The following is a 19,224-nucleotide window of genomic DNA, read 5'->3' as shown; positions in this document are numbered from 1 at the left end:
GCGTTTTCCTTTTGCCCACTGACCCTTTAACCCCAATGCACTTGCACGAACAACCGATTTCACTTTGCTCCGTGCCGATTCTGCGCAACTGAAATCGCTATAACCTGTAAGTTTAGTAAACCAGGTGTCAGCAGGGACGCGTATTCTGGGTTGAAATCGGTCGCTCGTGCAACCACTCCAAAAACCAAGCACCCAGCTGCACTGAAATTCAGAAAATTAATAAAAGCACGCTGACGGAAACCAGCCCCGCGCCAAAACCGGCATCCAATTCCCCAGGCAGGGGTCATTGATGTTCAGGAGCGGGCAACTGCAACGTAAAGGCTGCCGCTCAGCCTTGTTCATGGCAAACTACGTACACGGAAGAAGTGTTGCACTGTTTACGCGCTTTGGACACGAATCGCTCTTCGTTGGTAAATCCACCGCCAAGGGAAACCTTCTTGCCGATTTCCAAAACAGTTCCATCCGGCAGAGTTACAGATTTGTCTGAGATCTGGCTTCCTTTGGGCAATAAAGGCATTATCGCGGGAACCTCGTCATCCCCTGCGAGAACCAAACATCCTTGCTCATCAACCTGCAGTGTTCCAGTTACCAAAGCTTCCATACACATATCACTAGACATGTCATTCACGATGGTAAAGAAGTCCACAGTTGCGCTGGGAGACGGGCTTGCCGGTTGCATTGTCGGGCTAGCCGCCGAGGCGTCATCAGCGGGCTGCGTGCCGGACCCACCGCAAGCCGACACACCAAATGCGAGAGCTGTCACTGCAACTATCCCCAACGCACTATTGCGAATAAACGTATTCATGATATTTCTCCCGGAGTCCGAATAACTGTTGAGAAAAAACCTAGCTTGCCGGCAATTTTATCAACCCGGATATTTGGTGTAAATGAATCAAATCCGCCGATTACAGCGTCGCATGGTCGCCTCGACACCGATTTAATACCCTCTGGGTCACGACTTTTTCGCCCGTAGGTCCCCTGGTCTAAACTGGATACGTTGATTGTCGGAAAGAAGAGGAATAATGGCTGAAAACACCCCGGATACCCCAGACACCCCGCAGTACCGCTACACGGCTCAGATGGCAGGGAATTTGGAAGCAAAATGGCAACGGATTTGGGACGAGACCGGCGCTTTTAACGCTGATAACCCCAGCGGTCCCCTGGCTGGTGACCTGGCAAAACGCGAAAAATACTTCATTCTCGACATGTTCCCCTACCCTTCCGGCAAAGGTCTGCACGTGGGACACCCGCTGGGCTATATCGCCACCGACGTGGTCGCCCGTTACCATCGCGCCCAGGGCAAGAACGTGCTCTACACCATGGGTTACGACGCATTTGGTCTGCCCGCCGAACAGTACGCCCTGCAAACCGGCCAGCACCCGGCCATCACCACGCACGACAATATCGCCAACATGAGCAAACAGCTGGCACGCATTGGCTTGTCCCACGACCGGCGGCGTTCTTTCGCCACGACCGACCCGAACTATTTCAAGTGGACCCAGTGGATTTTCCTGCAAATTTTCAACTCTTGGTATGACCCCGAAGCTCCGCGCCGCGACGGCTCCGGAAAGGGCGCGGCCCGGCCGATTACCACCCTTGTGAAGCAGTATGAGGACGGCACACGTCCCACCCCGGATGGACGGACTTGGACCGAACTTTCCGCAGTGGAACAGGCGGAACTCATTGATGCCGAGCGTTTGGCTTACGTGGCATACGCGCCGGTGAACTGGGCACCGGGCTTGGGCACGGTGCTGGCTGACGAAGAAGTCACCGCCGAGGGGCGTTCCGAACGCGGCAACTTCCCCGTGTTTAAGACGAAACTGCGCCAGTGGATGATGCGCATCACCCGCTATGCAGACCGTCTGGATGCCGACCTGGCCACGATTGACTGGCCCGATAAGGTCCGCACCATGCAGCACAACTGGATTGGCAAGTCTTTCGGCGCCACCGTAAACTTCCAGGTCGAAGCCGGTCAAGGGCCGCAGCCGCAGACTTTGCAGGTCTTCACGACCCGACCCGACACCCTGTTCGGCGCGACTTTCATGGTCATTTCCCCGGAACATCCGCTGGTGGGGGCCGAGGACTGCGCGGACACGGAACTGCAGGTGCCGGACACGTGGCCGGAGGGGACCCGACCGGAGTGGACCGGCGGATACGCGACCCCGCGCGAAGCGGTGGCGGCCTATCGAGCACAAGCCAGCGCCAAGAGCGACAGCGAACGGACTGCGGAAACCGACTTCACCGAAAAGACCGGCGTGTTTACCGGCATTTTTGGGACGAATCCGGTCAATAGTTCCCTGGTGCCGATTTTCGTGGCGGATTACGTTTTGATGGGGTACGGCACCGGCGCGATTATGGCTGTGCCCGCCCACGACGAGCGCGATCACGCCTTCGCTCGGAAGTTCAACCTGGACATTATCCAAACTATTTCCGGCCCGGATGGCCTGGATGTGCAAGAGGAACCCTGGACCGGCGACGGCGTCATTGAGAACTCTGCCAACAGCGAAATCAGCTTGAACGGGCTGGGCAAGGCTGAGGCTATCGCGAAAATCAGCGACTGGCTGGCCCAGACCGGGCGGGGCGAAAAGACCGTAACCTATCGCCTGCGTGACTGGCTGTTTTCCCGGCAACGCTACTGGGGCGAGCCTTTCCCCGTGGTTTACGGCTCTGACGGGCGGGTTCACGCCCTGCCGGAAGAGATGCTGCCCCTGGAGCTGCCCGAAGTGTCGGACTTCCGGCCCCGGACTTTTGACCCTGATGACGCCCACTCCACCCCGGAGTCCCCGCTGGGGCGCGCTACGGACTGGATGACCGTCGAACTGGACCTGGGCGAAGGCAAGCAGACCTACACTCGTGACCAAAACACCATGCCGAACTGGGCGGGCTCGTGCTGGTACGAGCTGCGCTACACCGACCCGGACAACCCCACGGCTTTTGCCAGCACCGACAACGAAGCCTACTGGATGGGTCCGCGCCCCGCAGCGGGCAACCTCAGCGGCGGTACGGATTTGTACGTGGGCGGCGTGGAGCACGCGGTGCTGCACCTGCTGTACGCGCGTTTTTGGCACAAGGTCCTCTATGACTTGGGGTATGTGTCCAGTTCAGAGCCGTTCCATCGCCTGTTTAACCAGGGCATGATTGAGGCTTACGCCTATACGGATTCGCGCGGGCAATACGTCCCGGCCGACGAAGTGGAGGGCAGCGAAGAGGACGGCTTTACCTGGCAGGGTCAGCCGGTCAACCGCGAGTTCGGCAAGATGGGCAAGTCGCTAAAGAACATAGTCACCCCTGATCAGATGTGCGCGGATTACGGCGCGGACACGTTCCGGGTTTACGAAATGTCGATGGGACCGCTGGATATGTCCCGCCCGTGGGACACTCGCGCGGTGGTCGGTTCCCAGCGTTTCCTGCAGCGACTGTGGCGCAATATCGTCGATGAAAACACCGGCACGCTCACCGTTACCGATGACGCCCCGGATTTGGCGACCGCGAAAGTGCTGGCTCGCACCATTCACGATGTCACCGTGGAGTATGACAATCTGCGCGTGAACACGGCTATCGCCAAGATGATTGTGCTGAATAATCACCTCACCGGTCTGCCGCAGGTGCCGCGCGAAGCCGCAGAAGCACTGGTCGTGATGGTCGCCCCCATCGCTCCGCACATTGCGGAGGAACTGTGGGAACGTTTGGGTCACCAGGGCGGAATTGCCCGTGCTACGTTCCCGGTCGTGACCGATGAGTCGCTGTTGGCTGCCGAGGAGGTCACTTGCGTGGTGCAGGTGGCGGGCAAGGTGCGCGCGAAAGTCTCGGTAGACCCCGAGATTTCCGAGGCGGATTTGCAGGCAAAAGTCCTGGCGGAACCGGCGGTGGTGAAGTTGCTGGACGGGCGCGAACCGAAACGGATTATCGTGCGTGCTCCGAAGCTCGTATCCTTGGTTTTTTAGGATTTGTCAGTACAAAAAAATCGCTAAATTACGGGATTTCAACGGTTTCGGGCTTGCAAAGTTAGGTATACCTAACTTAGGCTATACCCATGAAGAGAATTAAAAACAAGCAAATTAAAGAAACCTTGACCGTAGCTGCGCTTTTGTGCCTGGGAGCCTCTCTCAGCGGGTGCGGCGGGACCCCCAGCTCCAGCTCGGATTCAGCCGCACCAGGAAAACCCCTGGTTCTCACCACATTTACCGTGTTGCAGGACATGGCTCAAAACGTTGCCGGAGACCATCTGGAAGTCCGCTCTATCACCAAACCTGGGGCGGAAATCCACGATTACCAACCCACGCCCTCGGACTTGAAGTCGGCGCAGAAAGCGAAACTGATTTTAAATAACGGGCTGGATTTGGAACGCTGGTTCACGAAGTTTACCGCCGATCTGGATGCCAAAAAGGTCAATGTTTCGCAGGGCGTAGGGCCCATTCCGATTACCGAAGGCGACTACAAGGGTAAGCCCAATCCCCACGCTTGGATGAGCCCGAAAAACGGCGCCCTCTACGTGAAGAATATGGCAAAAGCCTTCTGCGATTTAGATGCAAAGAACTGCTCCGAGTACCAGGAAAATGCCAAACAGTATGGCGCCAAGATTGAAAAAGTCGGCGAGGACATCACTTCCACACTTTCCCAGCTCGACCCGTCACAACGTACTTTGGTCAGCTGTGAGGGAGCATTCTCGTATCTGACTCGCGACTATAACCTCAACGAGAAATTCTTGTGGGGCGTAAATGCCGAAGGAGCCCTCACTCCCTCTCGCGTAGCGGAAGTGGAAGACTACGTGAAACAAAACCACGTTCCCGCAGTTTTCTGCGAGTCCACCGTGGGAGACAAAATGCGACCCGTTGTGGAAGCCACAGGGGCGAAATTTGGTGGGGAATTGTATGTTGATTCCTTGTCAGACGCAGATGGAGACGTTCCGACCTATCTGGACCTGTTGCGCTACGACGCAGATTTGATTACCCGAGGATTGACTCAGAAATGAGCGATGCTCTCGACAACCGCATAGAGCCAGGCGGGGCTGAAGCTGAGTCCAGCTCAAATTCAGCCCTGCCTATATTAGAAGTCTCAGATTTGCATGTTCGTTACGGAGCTAATGTGGCACTGGAGGGTGCCAGTTTAACCGTGTCACGCGGTCAAATTTGTGGTCTGGTAGGGATGAACGGATCGGGAAAATCAACGCTGTTCAAATCCATCACGAACAGTGTTTCGTATCAAAAGGGCAGCATTAAAGTTGCCGGAATTGACGCGAACCAAGCCCGGAAACAGCGACTGATTGGTTATGTTGCCCAAAACGAGGAAATCGATTGGGACTTCCCGGTTAACGTAAACCAAGTCGTCATGATGGGGCGGTATGGATTTATGGGACCGACCCGTCGTCCCAAATCTGCAGACGTGTCAGCGGTGCAAGCCGCGTTAGAAATGGTGGAATTGCAAGATTTGCAACAGCGCCAAATTGGGGCGTTGAGCGGTGGTCAAAAGAAAAGGGTATTTATCGCCCGCGCGATTGCCCAAGGTGCCCCGCTCCTGCTCCTCGATGAACCGTTTGCCGGAGTAGACAAATATTCCGAAACCAATATCGTCGATTTGCTGCGCAAAATCTCGGCAAAAGGCACCACGGTGGTGGTTTCAACCCACGATTTGGCTTCTTTGGAAAAGCTCTGCGATGAAGTGGTTTTGCTGTATCGCCGCGTAGTTTATCAAGGTGATCCCGCTGGCGCCTTAGACCCGCAGAACCTCGCGAAAGCGTTTGGATTAAATCCCGCCGCGTCAGGAGGTGGACAGTGAATTTTTATGAAGCTTTCATCGAAATGTGGACGCAACAGTTTATGCTCCGCGGCATCATCGTCACCGGAGTCGCGGCGGCAGTTTGTGCCGTGTTGTCCTGCTGGCTGGTCTTAATTGGCTGGTCACTGTTAGGTGACGCCCTGTCCCACGCAATTCTTCCCGGAATCGTCGTGTCCTACCTTTTGGGAACACCCTTCGCAATAGGCGCCCTCGTGGCAGCTTTGCTGGTGGTGGGATTGATTGGCGCAGTGCGGGGGCGCGGACGAGTCAAAGAAGACACCGCTATTGGGGTGGTATTCACGACAATGTTTGCCTCCGGTCTGGTCTTAATCAGCCTGTTCCCCAGTCACATTGATTTGCACCACATTTTGTTTGGCGACATGCTCGGCATTACCAGAGCCGATATGTGGCAGGTCTTGATATTGAGCCCACTCGCTCTGGTGCTGTTGTTATACAAAAAACGGGATTTGGTGCTGTATGCCTTCGACAAGACTCACGCCCACGCTATCGGCATCTCTACAAGCTGGTTGGCGACTCTGTTGCTGGTAGCTCTGTCTTTGACAGTCGTGGTGGCGATGCAGGCAGTGGGCGCAATCCTCATCGTGGCACTGGTGATTACCCCTGGCGCAACCGCCCGGCTGCTCACAAACCGGTTCAACGCTATGCTATGGATAGCTCCCTTGCTTTCCGTATCCTGCGTCGTGCTGGGAGCTTATATTTCTTACTGGTTCGATACCGCGTCAGGAGCCACAGTCGTGCTGCTTGAAGGCGTATTGTTCCTGATCGTTTGGCTGGTGGATTTGCTTCGTCAACAGCGTCTGCAGCGCTATCATGGCGCGCAGTCTGCCGCCCCCGGTCCTGACCCGGAACCTCAACAGGTTGCTTCTTGAGGCACCCCTCTAGGGCAGGCCGAGGTAGCGCAACACTGCCTTGGCACTGCCCTTGTTGAGGTCACCCAGCTGCGCCAACTGACCCAGCCCTGACCCCAGGACAAACGTATCCCCGGTGGTGGCAGCTCCTTTCAATGGTGGCGCGATGCCTTCCCAAAGGAATTTCCCGTCGACCACCCCGTAACTCAGCAGTCCCCCGTTGCCCTCGGTAAACACGGCTTTTGTCGCGTCGGAGGTCAGCGGAGTCCCCGGAGCTTTCAGATTGATGGTGACGCCGTCCCCGGTGGTCCAAGTTTTGGCAGCGCAGCCGGGCCAGGACGCACAGGTTTCCCCGCGGTCCGCCAAAAAATACGTCCGATTGGGCATGAGGACAGGGATTTTCCCAGATTTTAGAGCTGCCATAGCACTGTCAGTGTCTAGCCGAAGTCCGGCGCGCAGTTGGGTGTGCAAGGCTTGTGCCGCCAGCGCGGGGCACTTGCCCTCCCCCACTATCGCACCGTCAGAACCGTAGACCTGCCAATCAATCTGCCCGTCGCCCTGCGGATCTGCGGACGCGAAAAATCCGGCTTCCAGCATCGACATCTGTGCGGCAGTACCAAGCTTAGAGGTGTCCAGGGAACCGATTTTCGTATTGATAATCTGAGAATAGCTCCAAGTATTTTGCCGGTTAGACCCGTCTTGGTTCGAAGTCGTCACCCCCAGCAGGGTCACTGACCCCCGAGTTTGCACCGATAGGGGCTGGGCAGCCTGCGCATTCGGCACCATGAGCGGGAATTTTCCTTTCCAGGCAAAGTCGGGCGTGATGTAAACCGCTTGTGCCCCTGCCGAATTTCCCTCTCCAACCGCAATAGGAACCACCAGGAACTGGTCAAAAATTGCCCCCAACACGTGCTCGCCGGTTGCTAAATTCCAAATGTCATTAGGTAAATCCCCCACCGCAACATTGCCGCTAGGGTCAATCCGCACCACCTTTTTGGCTTTATCAGATTCACAGGTAATCGAGCTCTGCCACAGTTGTTTCAGGCAATAGTCCAGGGGCAGGTCGTCGTAAGTTTTCGACCATTTGGCGGTGCCGGTGGTTTCGTCTATCAGCGCAACAGCCTGGGTTTGGGCTTTCCCATCAGTGCCCTTGACCAGCACCAGCTGTTCATTTTCTGCCAGTTTAGCCGTCACACCGGTAGCGGCATCCTGGGCAGCCAGAGAGTCTTGCGCATCCTGATAGCCCCACACTTGTGCCGTGCGCGGATCTTTCATTTTCGCGGGCATCGCCAGGGTCCAGGCTTCTTTCAGCGGCGCCACCGTGGTGATTTTTTTCACTTCCGCTTTGTTGCGAATCCGGGCGGTATCACCAAACCACTGCATCGTAGCGGTCACCAACACCACCACTGCCAGGACCAAAATAGCTGCGCCAATAATTCGTTCGACCAGGCGAGGCTGGCGCACCGCGGCCGCAGAATTACTTAAATCCGGTTTCTGTTTTCTCACTGCTTTAGTTTATCCCAGCGATAGCAACGAAAAACTACCTTTCAAGATGTTTTCCACAAGGGAAGGCAATTCCGGGTTGTCCACAGGTAAATCTTTTTGGAGTTTTCGCGCCGGCTGGTCGCGATTAGTTTCACAAGGGAGGGTCGCACAGTTCCCGGTGTGACAGAGGAGGCAGCCAGGATGCTAAATAAGTTTGGGCAAACGGACCGTGACCGACTCACGGCCGGGGTGTTTGAGCGAGCCAGAGCCGCGGGGGTGGGTTATCTGGACGACGCCGCGCCGGATTACCCCTCCGCGCGCCGCGCTACACCATCATCCGAATACAGCACGGAGGGGATGCCATCGGCTCGTGGCGCTCTGACGGGGCGTGCCGAAGACCTGGTGCACGGTTTTGAGAATAGCCTCCAGGTCAGACCCGTGGCACAGCGTGAACAGCGGTTACGCCTGGCTCCCAGCCCGCGGGTGGCGACCTTAATTGCAGTATTTATGCTGGTATGCGGGCTTTTAGTGGTGGGTTGGCAAGTCTTGGCCGCTCCCCCCGCGGCTCCGCCTGCCGGGGTGCTGTCCGGGGACGCCACGGGAAAACCGGATTCCAAAACAGGCAGTTCCGCCGGACCGGGGGCGGCGCTGGCAGCTGTGGAGAGAAAATCTGGAACAGCAGGGGTCCGAAAGGACGGTGGTGCTTCCTCACCGGGCGCTGCCCCGCATCTATATCTTCCTGGCGCAAACGGCGCCGAAGTGGTGGTTCACGTGGCAGGAGCGGTGAGCCGCCCCGGCGTGGTTCATCTGGCAGACCCGTCACGGGTAGCGGACGCTCTGGAAGTGGCGGGGGGAGCCTTGCCCGAAGGGGATTTGAGTACTCTGAATCTGGCTCGTCCCCTCACGGATGGGGAAATGATTTATGTGCCTCGACCTGGAGAGACTCCTCCGCCGAGCGTGGGTGGAAATGCGAACAGTGCCCCGGACGGAGGCACAAAATCAGCGGGAGGCGCAGGCGACAAGGTGAACTTGAACACCGCCGACCTGGGAACTCTGCAGACTCTGTCCGGTATCGGTCCCGCCCTGGCGCAACGTATTTTGGATTACCGCGAGTCTAACGGGCGTTTTGCTTCGGTGGATCAGCTCGACGAGGTTAGCGGTATCGGTCCGGCATTGATGTCGCGTCTGCGCGATCACGTGTGCGTGTGAGGATTCGCGATGACTGCGCCGAGTGAAACATCGCTGATTATCCGACGGTTGCGCACCGATCAGGACTACCGGGCTGCCCCGTTGGATTTACGGTTGGCGATTCCGGCAGTGAGCCTGTGGGGGGCGCTCTTAGTGGCAGGAAGTCGTGGAGAGTGCGTCGCCCTCGCGGTGAGCCTCGGATTTGCTCTGGTTGCGGTCATTTCAGCGGTTGCGTTGGGGCGGTTCAATCGTTCACAAGGGCGGGGAGGCAGTCGTCCCGACCACGCATCTGTCCGCGTGGGGACACGCGGCACCAACACCCCCACCCGCCGGCGTCATCGCCTGTTTCCGCGCGGCTCCGGGCTGGCTGCACTGCTGATTACTGCCCTGGTGATTGCCATCGTTTTTGGCACCCTAACGCTGCGTTTAGAGCTGATCTCGCGTGATTACCTGGCGGTAATTGGTGCGCATCCAACCGCCCGCTTTGACATAAAAGCCCAGGTTATTTCCACTCCGAAACCGAGCTGGGGAGACAGCTACCGCGTTGACTTGAGAGCGACCCGTCTGACTTGGCACGGCTTTACTTACCCCACCCGCGCCCGGTTGCAGGTCAAAGGTGCCGGCTGGGACGAAGTTCCGCTCGGCTCATGGGTACGTCTGCGTACCGGTCTGGCTGGTCGGGACCTATCCACTCAATACCTGGGCTATGCGAAGTCTCCGACCACCCCCGAAGTTATCGGACCTCCCACCGGACGGTTTGTGTTTGTCAATGCGGTGCGCCAGCGTCTGCGCCAGGCTACGTCTGGTCTCTCAGAATCAACGGCGGGAATGATTATGGCGATGAGCTTGGGGCTAACTGTCGCCCAAGATCCCCTAGATCAGGAGTCTATGCAGGTGGCAGGATTATCGCACCTGACCGCTGTTTCTGGAATGCACCTCAGTGTCCTGTTGTCCCTGGCGCTGGGATTGACTGCCCGGAAACCTCGTGGCGTGCAAGTCGTGGCGGCGGCAGGGATTATGGGAACTTTCCTGACCATGTTGGAAGGCTCTGCCTCCGTCACTCGCGCGGCGGTCATGGGGGTGTTAACGCTGGTGGGGTTGGGGATAGCCCGCCCCTCCCGCGCGGTGTCCTCCCTGTCCGCGGCGATTATAGGAATGCTGCTGGTACAGCCGTTCCAAGCAACTTCCTGGGGTTTTGCCCTGTCCGTAGTGGCGACGGGCGCTATCGTGACCGGCGGACCTTACTTGTCTGCCTGGTGCGCTCGGTTTTTGCCGCGCCTGCTGGCGCTGCCACTGGCTGTTTCCCTGAGCGCGCAGCTGGCTTGTGCGCCGCTGATGTTGGTGATGCGCGGGAAACTGCAAGTTTATTCCCTACCCGCGAATCTCTTAACCGGAGCGGTGTCCTCCCTGGTGACCGTGGGCGGTTTGGGGCTGGTTGCCCTAGCGGCACTGGCGGGACTCCCGACCGGTCCGTGCGCTATTTGCGCCCTGCCGGTACGGTTATTGGAACAGGGGGCGGCGCATTTCACCGGGTGGGCTGCCGCATGGATTTCGGGCGTGGCGCGATTCTTTGCCAGTCGCCCCGGAGCGGAAGTTGATTGGTTAGAAAACCCGGTGGCAGGAGTGGGTGGACTGTTGATAGTGGCACTCAGTTTCGCGTGGGTGGCATCCCAACTGGCTCACGCACGCCGCTGGCGTATCGGCACACTGCCAAAACCATGGCTTCCAGGGCATATTCCGGATCCCGCGACGCCCCTTTCACAGCTTCGTCCGCGCGGGCTACTGCCAGGATGGCTAGCCCCAGCCGCTCGTCATCCCAGCGCGGTGCGACCGCACGGATTCCCTGAGCAATCCGTCCAAACAGGGGTTTAGGCGGGTCCACCAGGTCCATCGCCGAGATCGCGGGGGGCAGCGAGGGGGAAAGGGACGTCAGTATCTGGCGGATTTTCGTAGCCATCGCGGAGACAATCAATACCGGCGCCACCCCGGTCGCTAAAGCGTGACGTAACAGGCGCAGCGCTTCGCCAACATTGCCGGTCACCGCCGCATCAGCGACGTTAAACCCGGTCGCCTCCACCCGCCCTTGCAAATACTGATCGACTTCAGCCAGACTCAGCGGCTGAGACGGATCTCCCACCGTTTGTAGCAGCTGGGTGGTCACGGCGAGCAATTCCTCGAACTCGTCCCCCAGCGCCGCCACCAGAGCCGCTACCGCGTCCGGGTGGAGAGGACGCCCCAGCCGTCCCGCTTCAGCCTGGAGGAACTGTGCTTTTTCTTCCGGCCAGCGCAGTTCGTCACAGGCATACACCTTTGCGGCACCCTTTTTGCACAAGTCCAGGACCTTTTTCCCGTGATTTCCCCCCGCGTGCCACAGCACCAGCGAAGCGTCCGCCGTGGGCTTTGCCAAGTAAGTTTCTAAATCCTGGAGCAGCTCCGGGTTCGCTTGTTCCAGTCCGGGAATGATAATCAGCGGCATTCCTCCAAAGAGAGAAGGAGAAGTCAGTTGGCTCAGACGGGATGATTCATAAGTCCGGGGGTTGACCTCGGTGATTTCCGGGGGTTCCATCGCCCCGGCTCTCTCTGCCGCGTCCAGGGCCGCCGCACGCAAGCTGGCTATGGCACGCTGCGCGAAAACCCGTTGTTTTCCCAGCAGCAATACCACCGGAGCCAAAGCTGCACGCGACCAGGGTTCAAAAGCCGACTTGGAGCCTCTCGGAGCGTTTTTCTTTGTTGCCACGCTTTAACTCTACATGCCCCCTCGGAGACAAAATTCCCCTACTATAAAAGCGGGACGACGCCGGGAAGTCTCTCCGGTCCCACCCGATGCGCCCGTTCCGCGGAAAAACTGCCCGACCGGACTTTTGCAAGCGAAAGGAAAACTTGATGGCCAGCGTATTTACAAAAATTATCAACGGTGAAATCCCCGGCAATTTTGTCTGGCAAGATGAACAATGTGTCGTGTTCGCCACCATTGAACCGCGCAGTGACGGTCACATGCTGGTGGTGCCGCGGGAGGAAGTCGACAACTACCTAGATGCCGACCCGGATTTGATCGCGCATCTGTCCCAAGTTGCGCAAATTATCGGGCAAGCCGGACGCGATGCGTTTAACGTGTCACGAGCCTTGATAGTCGTCGCCGGTTTTGATGTCCCCCACCTGCATATTCATGTGATTCCGACCGATTCTATGCAAGTACTCAATCCCGATGCCAAAGCGGCGGGAGTGGCGGATGGCATCAAAGCCAGCTGTGAAAAACTGCGCAGCGCCCTGGTGGAAATGGGTTATAGCGCCAATGTTCCCGCATCTTTGGAGTCCCTGGGATAACCGTGTCGCGCCGAGCGGCGCGTTAGTTCCGTCGCGCAGATTCCTAAAATCGCCGCAAATAAGCAGGTAAAAGCCAGTTCGCCAGATTTGCCTCCACGAATCTTAAGAATTGTGGCTCGTTCAATTTGTGAATCTTCCCTCGGAGCGTTAACATTGTTAACCGCGCCTGAAGCGCATGCACCACTAGCTCAATTGGCAGAGCAACTGACTCTTAATCAGTGGGTTCAGGGTTCGAGTCCCTGGTGGTGTACCACTCAGAACATCGCGATTTCAACAATTTCTCTCGCTAGTTTCCGATATTTTACCCCGCTCAATCGCGCGCAGATTAAAGATTAAGCGCGACCTCTCCCTCGTGCCCCCTCGCGGATTCCCGGCGCAATCAGCCAGCCTTCCCCGCCAGCTTTGAGAGTTCAGTTCCGCACCTCCGGCTGGACGAAAAGCCAAGTTTAACTGCGGCTGCTGATGAGATGACCCAGCCCGGCTTACAAGCAAGCCCTAAAAACCCCGGTGGGCGCGGGATGGAAATCCCGCGCCCACCGCCAAGCCTCAAGAATCAGTCGATTTTGGTGACCTGGTTGAAGTTCAACTCCACCGGAGTCTCGCGCTCGAAAATAGTGACCAGCACGGTCAGCTTCTGAGTTTCGGCGTTGACCTCGGCAATCGTCGCGGAGAGCGTCTCGAACGGACCGGAGGTAATAGTAACCGACTGACCCACCTCGAAATCCGCCGCCACCGGGGCAGTCCGCTGCGTCGCTTGTGAAATCTCGACCTGACCGTCTTCCACCGCCACTTTCGCGGCTTCCTTGGCGGTCGGAGCCAGCATATTGACCACTTCCGTAAGCGTCAACGGCAGCGGATCTTGCTGGTTACCGACGAAACCGGTCACAGCCGGGGTGTCCTTAACCAAACGCCAGGAGTTCTCATCCATGTCCATACGCACCAGAACGTATCCGGGGATGCGCGGACGCTGCACCACCTTGCGACTCTTGGGCTTAACCTCGACGTGTTCCTCCATCGGAATCTCGACCTGGTAGACGTAATCTTCCATGCCGGGATTATTTGCCACGCGCTGTTCGATGTTCTGTTTCACACGCTTCTCATAGGAAGAGTACGTGTGCACCACGTACCACCGGCCTGGCAGGGCGCGCAGCTCGACTTCGAGGGCCTGTTTCGGGTCGAGTTCTTCCGTCTCGGTGTCCGCAGTATCCGCGGCGTCCTCGATGATTTCACCAGTTTCCGGGTCCACATTGGCGGGAACTTCCTCCAAAGCGTCCTCGGCGGGCTGAGTGTCCTCAACCGGCTGGCTAGGTTCCGGCTGGGCTTCCTCAGCCACAGCGGCGTTTTCTTGCAATTCGTTTTCGTCTGACATTCTGTATTCCTCGTGGGGTAACGATGTTGAAAAGACCAAACTGGTCTAGCTAAAGATGACGTCGGTGAGGGCTCCGAAACCCAGATCCATCAACCCGACCGCGGTCATGATAATGGCCACAAATACAATCACGACCAAGAAGTAGCGCCACAGTTCTTCGCTGGTGGGATAGACGACCTTTTTCATCTCATCCACGACTTGGCGGAAAAACTGCACGATACGTGCAAAAAAGCCAAGATCTTGCTCAGCGCTAGGGGTCGGCTCGGCTTTTTTCGCCGGCTGAATGGCACCCTCGGTTTCTGCCATTATGTGTTCCTCCTGTAGGCAATTTTTCCCCGCCCAGGGCACACTTCACCCTAAGCAAATTAACGGGGGGATGAGTCAAATTATAGTCGAAAACCCTGCCTAAAGCTAATCGTCCGGGGCTCACCGACCAGACTCGATTGCTCAACATGGTCGATTTCAGCTACTGGCAGGGAAGACAGGACTCGAACCTGCAACCTACGGTTTTGGAGACCGTTGCGCTACCAATTGCGCCACTTCCCTAGGTTGAATCTCGCTTTCACACCGTCAGGTGGAAACGAAAAACACAGCGTCCTCAATGATAGGGCAAAGCCCCCCTAACTTTCAAGCGCACCCACACTGAACCGAACCAAACCAAGTCAAACCCAAAATTAAACCGGGGGCAACACACTAATGCGCTACCCCCGGTGAAATCCAAAAAACCTACTTCACTTTTGCCAACAAATCCTGCACCCGGCTGACCCCTTCGACCAGGTCAGCGTCGGAAAGGGCATAGGACATGCGGATGAACCCGCTGGGCCCGAAGGCTTCGCCGGGAACCACCGCGACCTCAGCCTTGTCCAAAATCATGGCTGCCAACTGGGAAGAGGACTCGATACGCTCCCCGTCCAAGCTGCGTCCAAACAAGCCCGTCACATCGGGATACACATAGAACGCGCCACGCGGCACGGGTACCTGCAAGCCGTCAATCTCGCTCAGCATCCGCACGATGGTCTGACGGCGCTGGTCAAAGGCTTGACGCATCTGTTCCACCGCATCCATCGGACCGGTCAATGCCGCAATGGCAGCTCGCTGGGCGATGTTGCACACGTTGGAAGTCAGGTGGGATTGAAAGTTAGTGGCAGCCTTGATGACGTCGGTCGGACCGTTCATCCAGCCCAGACGCCACCCGGTCATGGCGTAAGACTTCGCCACGCCGTTGACGACCACGCAGGTGTCTGCCAGTTCCGGAACCAGCTTCAGGATGTGGGCGGGCTGAGCACCGTCATACAGCAGGTGTTCGTAAATCTCATCACTAATAACCCACACGCCCTTTTCCACAGCCCACTGACCGATAGCGGTCAGTTCCTCGGGGGTATAGACCGCACCGGTCGGGTTAGAGGGGGAACAAATCAGCAGGACCTTGGTCCGCTCCGTGCGTTTCGCCTCCAAGTCCTCGGGCGTGACTTTGTAGTCCCGATCAGCACCGGCAAAGACTTCTACCGGAACGCCTCCAGCCAGGCGAATTGCTTCGGGATAGGTGGTCCAATAGGGTGCCGGCAGCAACACTTCATCGCCGGGGTCAACAGTAGCGGCAAAAGCCTGGAACACGGACTGTTTCCCACCGTTGGTGACAATGACGTTATTCGGGTCAATTTCGTAGCCGGAATCGCGCAAGGTCTTGGCAGCGATAGCTTCGCGGGTAGCCAGCATCCCTTTACCCTGAGTGTAGTGGTGGTTGGCGGGGTCTTTACACGCCGCCACGGCAGCTTCCACAATGTAATCGGGAGTCGGGAAATCCGGTTCACCAGCGCCGAAGCCGATGACAGGCTTTCCGGCAGCTTTTAGTTCTTTAGCTTTACTATCGACAGCGAGGGTCGCGGACGGGGCAATGGCGGCAAGGCGCGCAGAAACACGATTTTTACTCATGACCCCATTCTTGCACTTTTCATCAGGGCGACGCACCATCTCGTCGCGGCGGGCAGGTCGGGTGGTAGGAAACGCGCACCCGGGATAACCCTATTTCCGCAGTTCCGGGCAGGATTCTAAATCCTGTTTTACCGACCGGGCGGTCCTGACGTAATAGAGCACCGCCGCTGCCACCATCACGAGGCTGACCACGATGGAGGGATAGTCTCGATGCGCCGTGAGGGCAATCACAATCAATGTGACCGCCGCCACCACCGTGAACCCCAGCACCACGCGTGCCAGGAAAATGGCACGTTCGTATTCTTCACGAGTGCTGTGGGGTCTGCCCTGCGAGTTACAGGCAGTGTCTGCGCCTGGTTCACCGCCTGTCGGCTGACCGTCGGGCAGTCCGCCGGTTCCTGCTAAAGGTTCATTCATGGCTTTAGCCTATCAAAGCCGATGAACAGAATCGGAACGAAAGCTCCCCCCGTTCGCGCTGTTTCCACAGGTTATCCACAAGGGGTGGGGACGGGTTAGTGCTTTTGGTGCGGAAAACCGCCAGCGGCTCTGCTTCACCGTGGCCCCTCCCTTAACACCACCCTGAACTGCGGCTTTGTAATGCTTTACCCGAGATTACGCCATTTTTTCGCCCTCCTTATCAACCTGGACTTTACCTGCACATTTCCACCGTAGACTCACTAATCCACAGTTTTTCCACAAGCCGTGTGCATAACTCGTTCGCCCTAGGCAGCGGCTCGACGCAGGGTGCTCTGACGCATCCGACTCAGCGCCCCGGCGACATCTCCCAAGTCCGGTTCAAACAAGTCTGCGTACACATCGAGGGTCAGCGAAGCTGACGAATGTCCCAACATCCGCTGCACCGATTTCACGTTCGCGCCTGCCGAGACTGCCAAAGTGGCGGCAGTGTGACGCAGGTCGTGTATGTGCAATCCGGCTTGTCCGACCGCCAAGGCTGCCATGTCGAAGTGTAAGCGCAGGTTAGAGGCTCGCAGCGGGGTGCCATATTTGGTAGCAAAGAGAAAGTCGTCACCCCCGCGGGTCGCCCTGGTCAACACCCGCAAGTCCCGCCGCAAGAAATCCGGAATCGGCACGACTCTGGTGCGACCGTTCTTGGGAGTGCCAAACACCTGCCGCCCCGACACCTCCGACACTGCCCGCTCGATTCGCATAATGCGCCGATCTAAATCGAGGGCAGCGGGGGTCAACGCCAGGGCTTCCCCGATACGCAAACCGGTGTAGCCCAGCAAGCGCACCAGAATCTCCAGCTGGTTGCCATCCCGTGCGGGAGTCTGTCCACCGCGCACCCTACCCAGCGACGCCAAACCGGTGTCAATCGCCCCGGCCCGAGACTTGCGACGTGTCAGGTACCCGGCACGCCCTTTCTTGCGCAAGAACACCACGTTTTGTCCCCACCCGACGGGCAGACTGACCCCAGCGAGATCGCGGGTCAAACGCCACCACCCAATCTCCAGCGCCAGAGATTCCAGCTGCAACACGCTCAAGTACCGATGGCGTCCGGTACGGCACACTGTCGGCAACGGCACTCCGGCTGCCACGTTGCTTTCTATCTCCCCCAAACGGTTCGCCAACGCCAACACCTGCCCCACGATTTGATACGCCTGGCGCACCCCGGTGGGGCTGACTCCCTGTTCCGCAAGCTTTGCAACCCAGGAAACGACCTGCAGATAGCTGACCTGTTTCGGGGACAGTTCCCCAAATTCCAGATTGACCATGTTTAGCATCGACCGATAGCAAGCCCTGGTGGTCGGCTTTAAATCGACCCGGCTCTCTAACCAAATCCGACCAAAATCGGAGAAAGTCTGCGGTTCCAGGTGCGAGCGCGAGTCGGTGATTAGCTGATTTTCCATTGTTTTTCCTTTCAAATAGGCATCTTCCCGAGGTGTCGGGACCGGCGAGTGCCAGCTCAATGGGAAACGGTAGAATGTGAGGTCATTGAGGAGGAAAAACTTGGCAAAAATTTTAGTGGGACTATCCGGCGGGGTGGATTCGGCAGTGGCAACCGCGCGCCTGCAGGCTGCCGGTCACGAGGTTTCGGGATTCTTTATGCAGTTGGAGTCTCCCTCCCGCCCGTGGTCGCGACCTGTCACCTCCGCCGAGCCGGTGGACGCCCTGGCTGATGCGCATCGAGTCGCGGATTTCCTGGGGGTCGAGCTGCAGGTGTGGGACTTGGCAGAGCGTTTCAACCGGGTCGTGATGGATTCGTTCGTGCAAGCCTATCGTGACGGTCTGACCCCGAACCCCTGTGTGCATTGCAACCGTTTCATCAAGTTCGGCTATGTCATCGAACGCGCTCGCCGGGAGGGCTTCGATTATGTCGCGACGGGTCACTATGCCCGGCTGTGGCGTCCCGGTCAAGTAGGCTTGATTCCGGTGGGAGTCCCCCCGACCGTCGCGGAGGGCGCGTTTCCGGACTTCGCCCTGCTGCGCGGGTCAGCGATAGGTAAGGATCAAAGTTACGTTTTGGCAGGGGCACGAGCGGAGGCGCTGGCGCGAGCCGTGTTCCCGCTGGGTGACGTGACGGACAAAGCCGCCACTCGGGCAGAAGCGGAGGCACTGGGAATCCCGGTGGCGGGCAAGCGCGATTCTTTCGATATCTGTTTCATTCCCGACGGAGACACACGTGGCTTTTTGCGTGGCTGTATCGGGGCAGCCCTCGGTCAGATTGTGGATGAGGACGGGGCAGTGGTCGGCTCTCATGATGGCGCGTTCCAATACACGGTCGGACAGCGTCGCGGCCTGCACATTCCCCGCCCTCACCAGGACGGTGCCCCCCGTTACGTGGTAGGCACGGATGCAGAAACGAACACGGTGTTCGTGGCTCCCCGTCAAGCACTGACAGTCACGGAAATCCAAGCCGGTCCGGCAGTGAACTGGTTGACAGACCCCACCAGACTGGGGCTCGGCGCAACTGGTGAAGGCGAGTTGGACCCGGTCGGGTTGACTATCCAGTTCCGCGCCCACGGTCAGCCCGTCACACCCCAAGCCGTGCATCTGGAATCCAGCACGGACGGAACCAAACTGCAGGTGGCACTGTCGCCCACCGCCGGAGTCACCGGAGTGGCACCGGGACAGTCTCTGGTGCTCTACCAAGACAGTTCCCAGGGGGACCGAGTCATCGCCCAGGCGACCATCACCGCTACGGACTGCGGACCGAACTTGTGACCTCGGAAATCATTTACGAAAAACTCCAGTGCCTGAAATCGGGCAACCGGGGGGAATTCCGGACCTGAAAAAGCCCGATTTACCAGCCACAAGTTAGGC

At 58.0% G+C, this 19,224-nt stretch carries 15 protein-coding genes, 2 tRNA genes and 1 pseudogene; 9 read left to right on the top strand and 9 right to left on the bottom strand.

Translation table 11 applies throughout. From position 1 onward, the window contains the following. Positions 1-328: 328 nt before the first annotated feature. Positions 329-805 carry a hypothetical protein gene (locus HMPREF0573_RS05690; RefSeq protein WP_013189174.1) on the bottom strand — a complete coding sequence of 159 codons (477 nt, stop codon included), beginning with the start codon at positions 803-805 and terminating at the stop codon, positions 329-331. Between the two features lie 217 nt (positions 806-1,022). Between HMPREF0573_RS05690 and HMPREF0573_RS05685 the strand changes: the two genes are divergently transcribed. The 4 genes from HMPREF0573_RS05685 (at position 1,023) to HMPREF0573_RS05670 (ending at position 6,665) form a co-directional block, all read left to right on the top strand. Beyond that, positions 1,023-3,944: a leucine--tRNA ligase gene (locus HMPREF0573_RS05685; RefSeq protein ID WP_013189173.1), complete on the top strand. Its 2,922-nt coding sequence runs from the start codon at positions 1,023-1,025 to the stop codon at positions 3,942-3,944. 89 nt (positions 3,945-4,033) lie between these two features. After that, positions 4,034-4,972: a metal ABC transporter substrate-binding protein gene (locus HMPREF0573_RS05680; RefSeq protein WP_013189172.1), complete on the top strand. Its 939-nt coding sequence runs from the start codon at positions 4,034-4,036 to the stop codon at positions 4,970-4,972. Further along, a complete protein-coding gene (locus HMPREF0573_RS05675; RefSeq protein WP_013189171.1) occupies positions 4,969-5,775 on the top strand; it encodes a metal ABC transporter ATP-binding protein in 807 nt (268 codons plus the stop codon). Before HMPREF0573_RS05680 ends, HMPREF0573_RS05675 begins: the two co-directional genes overlap by 4 nt. Next, on the top strand, positions 5,772-6,665 hold the full coding sequence (locus tag HMPREF0573_RS05670) for a metal ABC transporter permease (protein ID WP_004007283.1): 894 nt from the start codon (positions 5,772-5,774) through the stop codon (positions 6,663-6,665). Before HMPREF0573_RS05675 ends, HMPREF0573_RS05670 begins: the two co-directional genes overlap by 4 nt. A 9-nt stretch (positions 6,666-6,674) precedes the next feature. Here HMPREF0573_RS05670 and HMPREF0573_RS05665 read toward each other — a convergent pair whose 3' ends face one another. Continuing rightward, the gene (locus HMPREF0573_RS05665) at positions 6,675-8,150 is read right to left on the bottom strand and encodes a hypothetical protein (protein WP_013189170.1); all 1,476 of its coding nucleotides are present in this window, start codon (positions 8,148-8,150) and stop codon (positions 6,675-6,677) included. A 180-nt stretch (positions 8,151-8,330) separates the two neighbouring features. On the opposite strand from HMPREF0573_RS05665, the gene HMPREF0573_RS05660 reads away from it, so the two are divergent. Both HMPREF0573_RS05660 and HMPREF0573_RS10050 read left to right on the top strand, forming a co-directional pair. Beyond that, positions 8,331-9,338: a ComEA family DNA-binding protein gene (locus HMPREF0573_RS05660; protein ID WP_236589675.1), complete on the top strand. Its 1,008-nt coding sequence runs from the start codon at positions 8,331-8,333 to the stop codon at positions 9,336-9,338. 9 nt (positions 9,339-9,347) lie between these two features. Then, positions 9,348-10,922, top strand: a pseudogene (locus HMPREF0573_RS10050) (ComEC/Rec2 family competence protein); the annotation flags it as partial. A gap of 43 nt (positions 10,923-10,965) precedes the next feature. On the opposite strand, the gene holA reads toward HMPREF0573_RS10050, so the two are convergent. Further along, on the bottom strand, positions 10,966-12,054 hold the full coding sequence (gene holA / locus HMPREF0573_RS09915) for a DNA polymerase III subunit delta (protein WP_041797986.1): 1,089 nt from the start codon (positions 12,052-12,054) through the stop codon (positions 10,966-10,968). An 86-nt stretch (positions 12,055-12,140) separates the two neighbouring features. Here holA and HMPREF0573_RS05645 point away from each other — a divergent pair, with 86 nt between their 5' ends. Continuing rightward, positions 12,141-12,641 (top strand): HIT family protein, encoded by a 501-nt coding sequence (locus HMPREF0573_RS05645; protein ID WP_004007288.1) that lies wholly within the window; start codon positions 12,141-12,143, stop codon positions 12,639-12,641. Positions 12,642-12,818: 177 nt separating this feature from the next. Beyond that, positions 12,819-12,894: transfer RNA gene (locus HMPREF0573_RS05640), tRNA-Lys, on the top strand. A 300-nt stretch (positions 12,895-13,194) separates the two neighbouring features. Here the strand turns inward: HMPREF0573_RS05640 and nusG are convergent. The 6 genes from nusG to HMPREF0573_RS05610 all read right to left on the bottom strand — a co-directional run bounded on the left by nusG (position 13,195) and on the right by HMPREF0573_RS05610 (position 17,810). Continuing rightward, on the bottom strand, positions 13,195-14,010 hold the full coding sequence (gene nusG, locus HMPREF0573_RS05635) for a transcription termination/antitermination protein NusG (RefSeq protein WP_004007289.1): 816 nt from the start codon (positions 14,008-14,010) through the stop codon (positions 13,195-13,197). A gap of 45 nt (positions 14,011-14,055) precedes the next feature. After that, positions 14,056-14,316, bottom strand: a complete 261-nt coding sequence (secE, locus tag HMPREF0573_RS05630; protein WP_004007290.1) for a preprotein translocase subunit SecE — start codon at positions 14,314-14,316, stop codon at positions 14,056-14,058. A gap of 164 nt (positions 14,317-14,480) precedes the next feature. Continuing rightward, a tRNA-Trp gene (locus HMPREF0573_RS05625) sits at positions 14,481-14,556 on the bottom strand. A 180-nt stretch (positions 14,557-14,736) separates the two neighbouring features. Then, on the bottom strand, positions 14,737-15,942 hold the full coding sequence (locus tag HMPREF0573_RS05620; protein ID WP_041797985.1) for a pyridoxal phosphate-dependent aminotransferase: 1,206 nt from the start codon (positions 15,940-15,942) through the stop codon (positions 14,737-14,739). Positions 15,943-16,032: 90 nt separating this feature from the next. Then, positions 16,033-16,359, bottom strand: a complete 327-nt coding sequence (locus HMPREF0573_RS05615; RefSeq protein WP_013189164.1) for a hypothetical protein — start codon at positions 16,357-16,359, stop codon at positions 16,033-16,035. 305 nt (positions 16,360-16,664) lie between these two features. Further along, positions 16,665-17,810 carry a tyrosine-type recombinase/integrase gene (locus tag HMPREF0573_RS05610; RefSeq protein ID WP_013189163.1) on the bottom strand — a complete coding sequence of 382 codons (1,146 nt, stop codon included), beginning with the start codon at positions 17,808-17,810 and terminating at the stop codon, positions 16,665-16,667. An 85-nt stretch (positions 17,811-17,895) separates the two neighbouring features. On the opposite strand from HMPREF0573_RS05610, the gene mnmA reads away from it, so the two are divergent. Further along, positions 17,896-19,125: a tRNA 2-thiouridine(34) synthase MnmA gene (mnmA, locus tag HMPREF0573_RS05605; protein ID WP_013189162.1), complete on the top strand. Its 1,230-nt coding sequence runs from the start codon at positions 17,896-17,898 to the stop codon at positions 19,123-19,125. Positions 19,126-19,224 lie beyond the last annotated feature (99 nt).

Source organism: Mobiluncus curtisii ATCC 43063 (assembly GCF_000196535.1).
In the GTDB taxonomy this organism is placed as follows: domain Bacteria; phylum Actinomycetota; class Actinomycetes; order Actinomycetales; family Actinomycetaceae; genus Mobiluncus; species Mobiluncus curtisii.
The sequence above is the reverse complement of the archived record's forward strand: the minus strand, read 5'-3'. Positions and strand labels throughout refer to the sequence as shown.

Coding starts and splice junctions, on each gene's coding strand:
- HMPREF0573_RS05690 (WP_013189174.1), bottom strand. CDS start 805: ATGAATACGTTTATTCGCAATAGTGCGTTGGGGATAGTTGCAGTGACA.
- HMPREF0573_RS05685 (WP_013189173.1), top strand. CDS start 1,023: ATGGCTGAAAACACCCCGGATACCCCAGACACCCCGCAGTACCGCTAC.
- HMPREF0573_RS05680 (WP_013189172.1), top strand. CDS start 4,034: ATGAAGAGAATTAAAAACAAGCAAATTAAAGAAACCTTGACCGTAGCT.
- HMPREF0573_RS05675 (WP_013189171.1), top strand. CDS start 4,969: ATGAGCGATGCTCTCGACAACCGCATAGAGCCAGGCGGGGCTGAAGCT.
- HMPREF0573_RS05660 (WP_236589675.1), top strand. CDS start 8,331: ATGCTAAATAAGTTTGGGCAAACGGACCGTGACCGACTCACGGCCGGG.
- HMPREF0573_RS05645 (WP_004007288.1), top strand. CDS start 12,141: ATGCGCCCGTTCCGCGGAAAAACTGCCCGACCGGACTTTTGCAAGCGA.
- nusG (WP_004007289.1), bottom strand. CDS start 14,010: ATGTCAGACGAAAACGAATTGCAAGAAAACGCCGCTGTGGCTGAGGAA.
- secE (WP_004007290.1), bottom strand. CDS start 14,316: ATGGCAGAAACCGAGGGTGCCATTCAGCCGGCGAAAAAAGCCGAGCCG.
- HMPREF0573_RS05620 (WP_041797985.1), bottom strand. CDS start 15,942: ATGAGTAAAAATCGTGTTTCTGCGCGCCTTGCCGCCATTGCCCCGTCC.
- HMPREF0573_RS05615 (WP_013189164.1), bottom strand. CDS start 16,359: ATGAATGAACCTTTAGCAGGAACCGGCGGACTGCCCGACGGTCAGCCG.
- HMPREF0573_RS05610 (WP_013189163.1), bottom strand. CDS start 17,810: ATGGAAAATCAGCTAATCACCGACTCGCGCTCGCACCTGGAACCGCAG.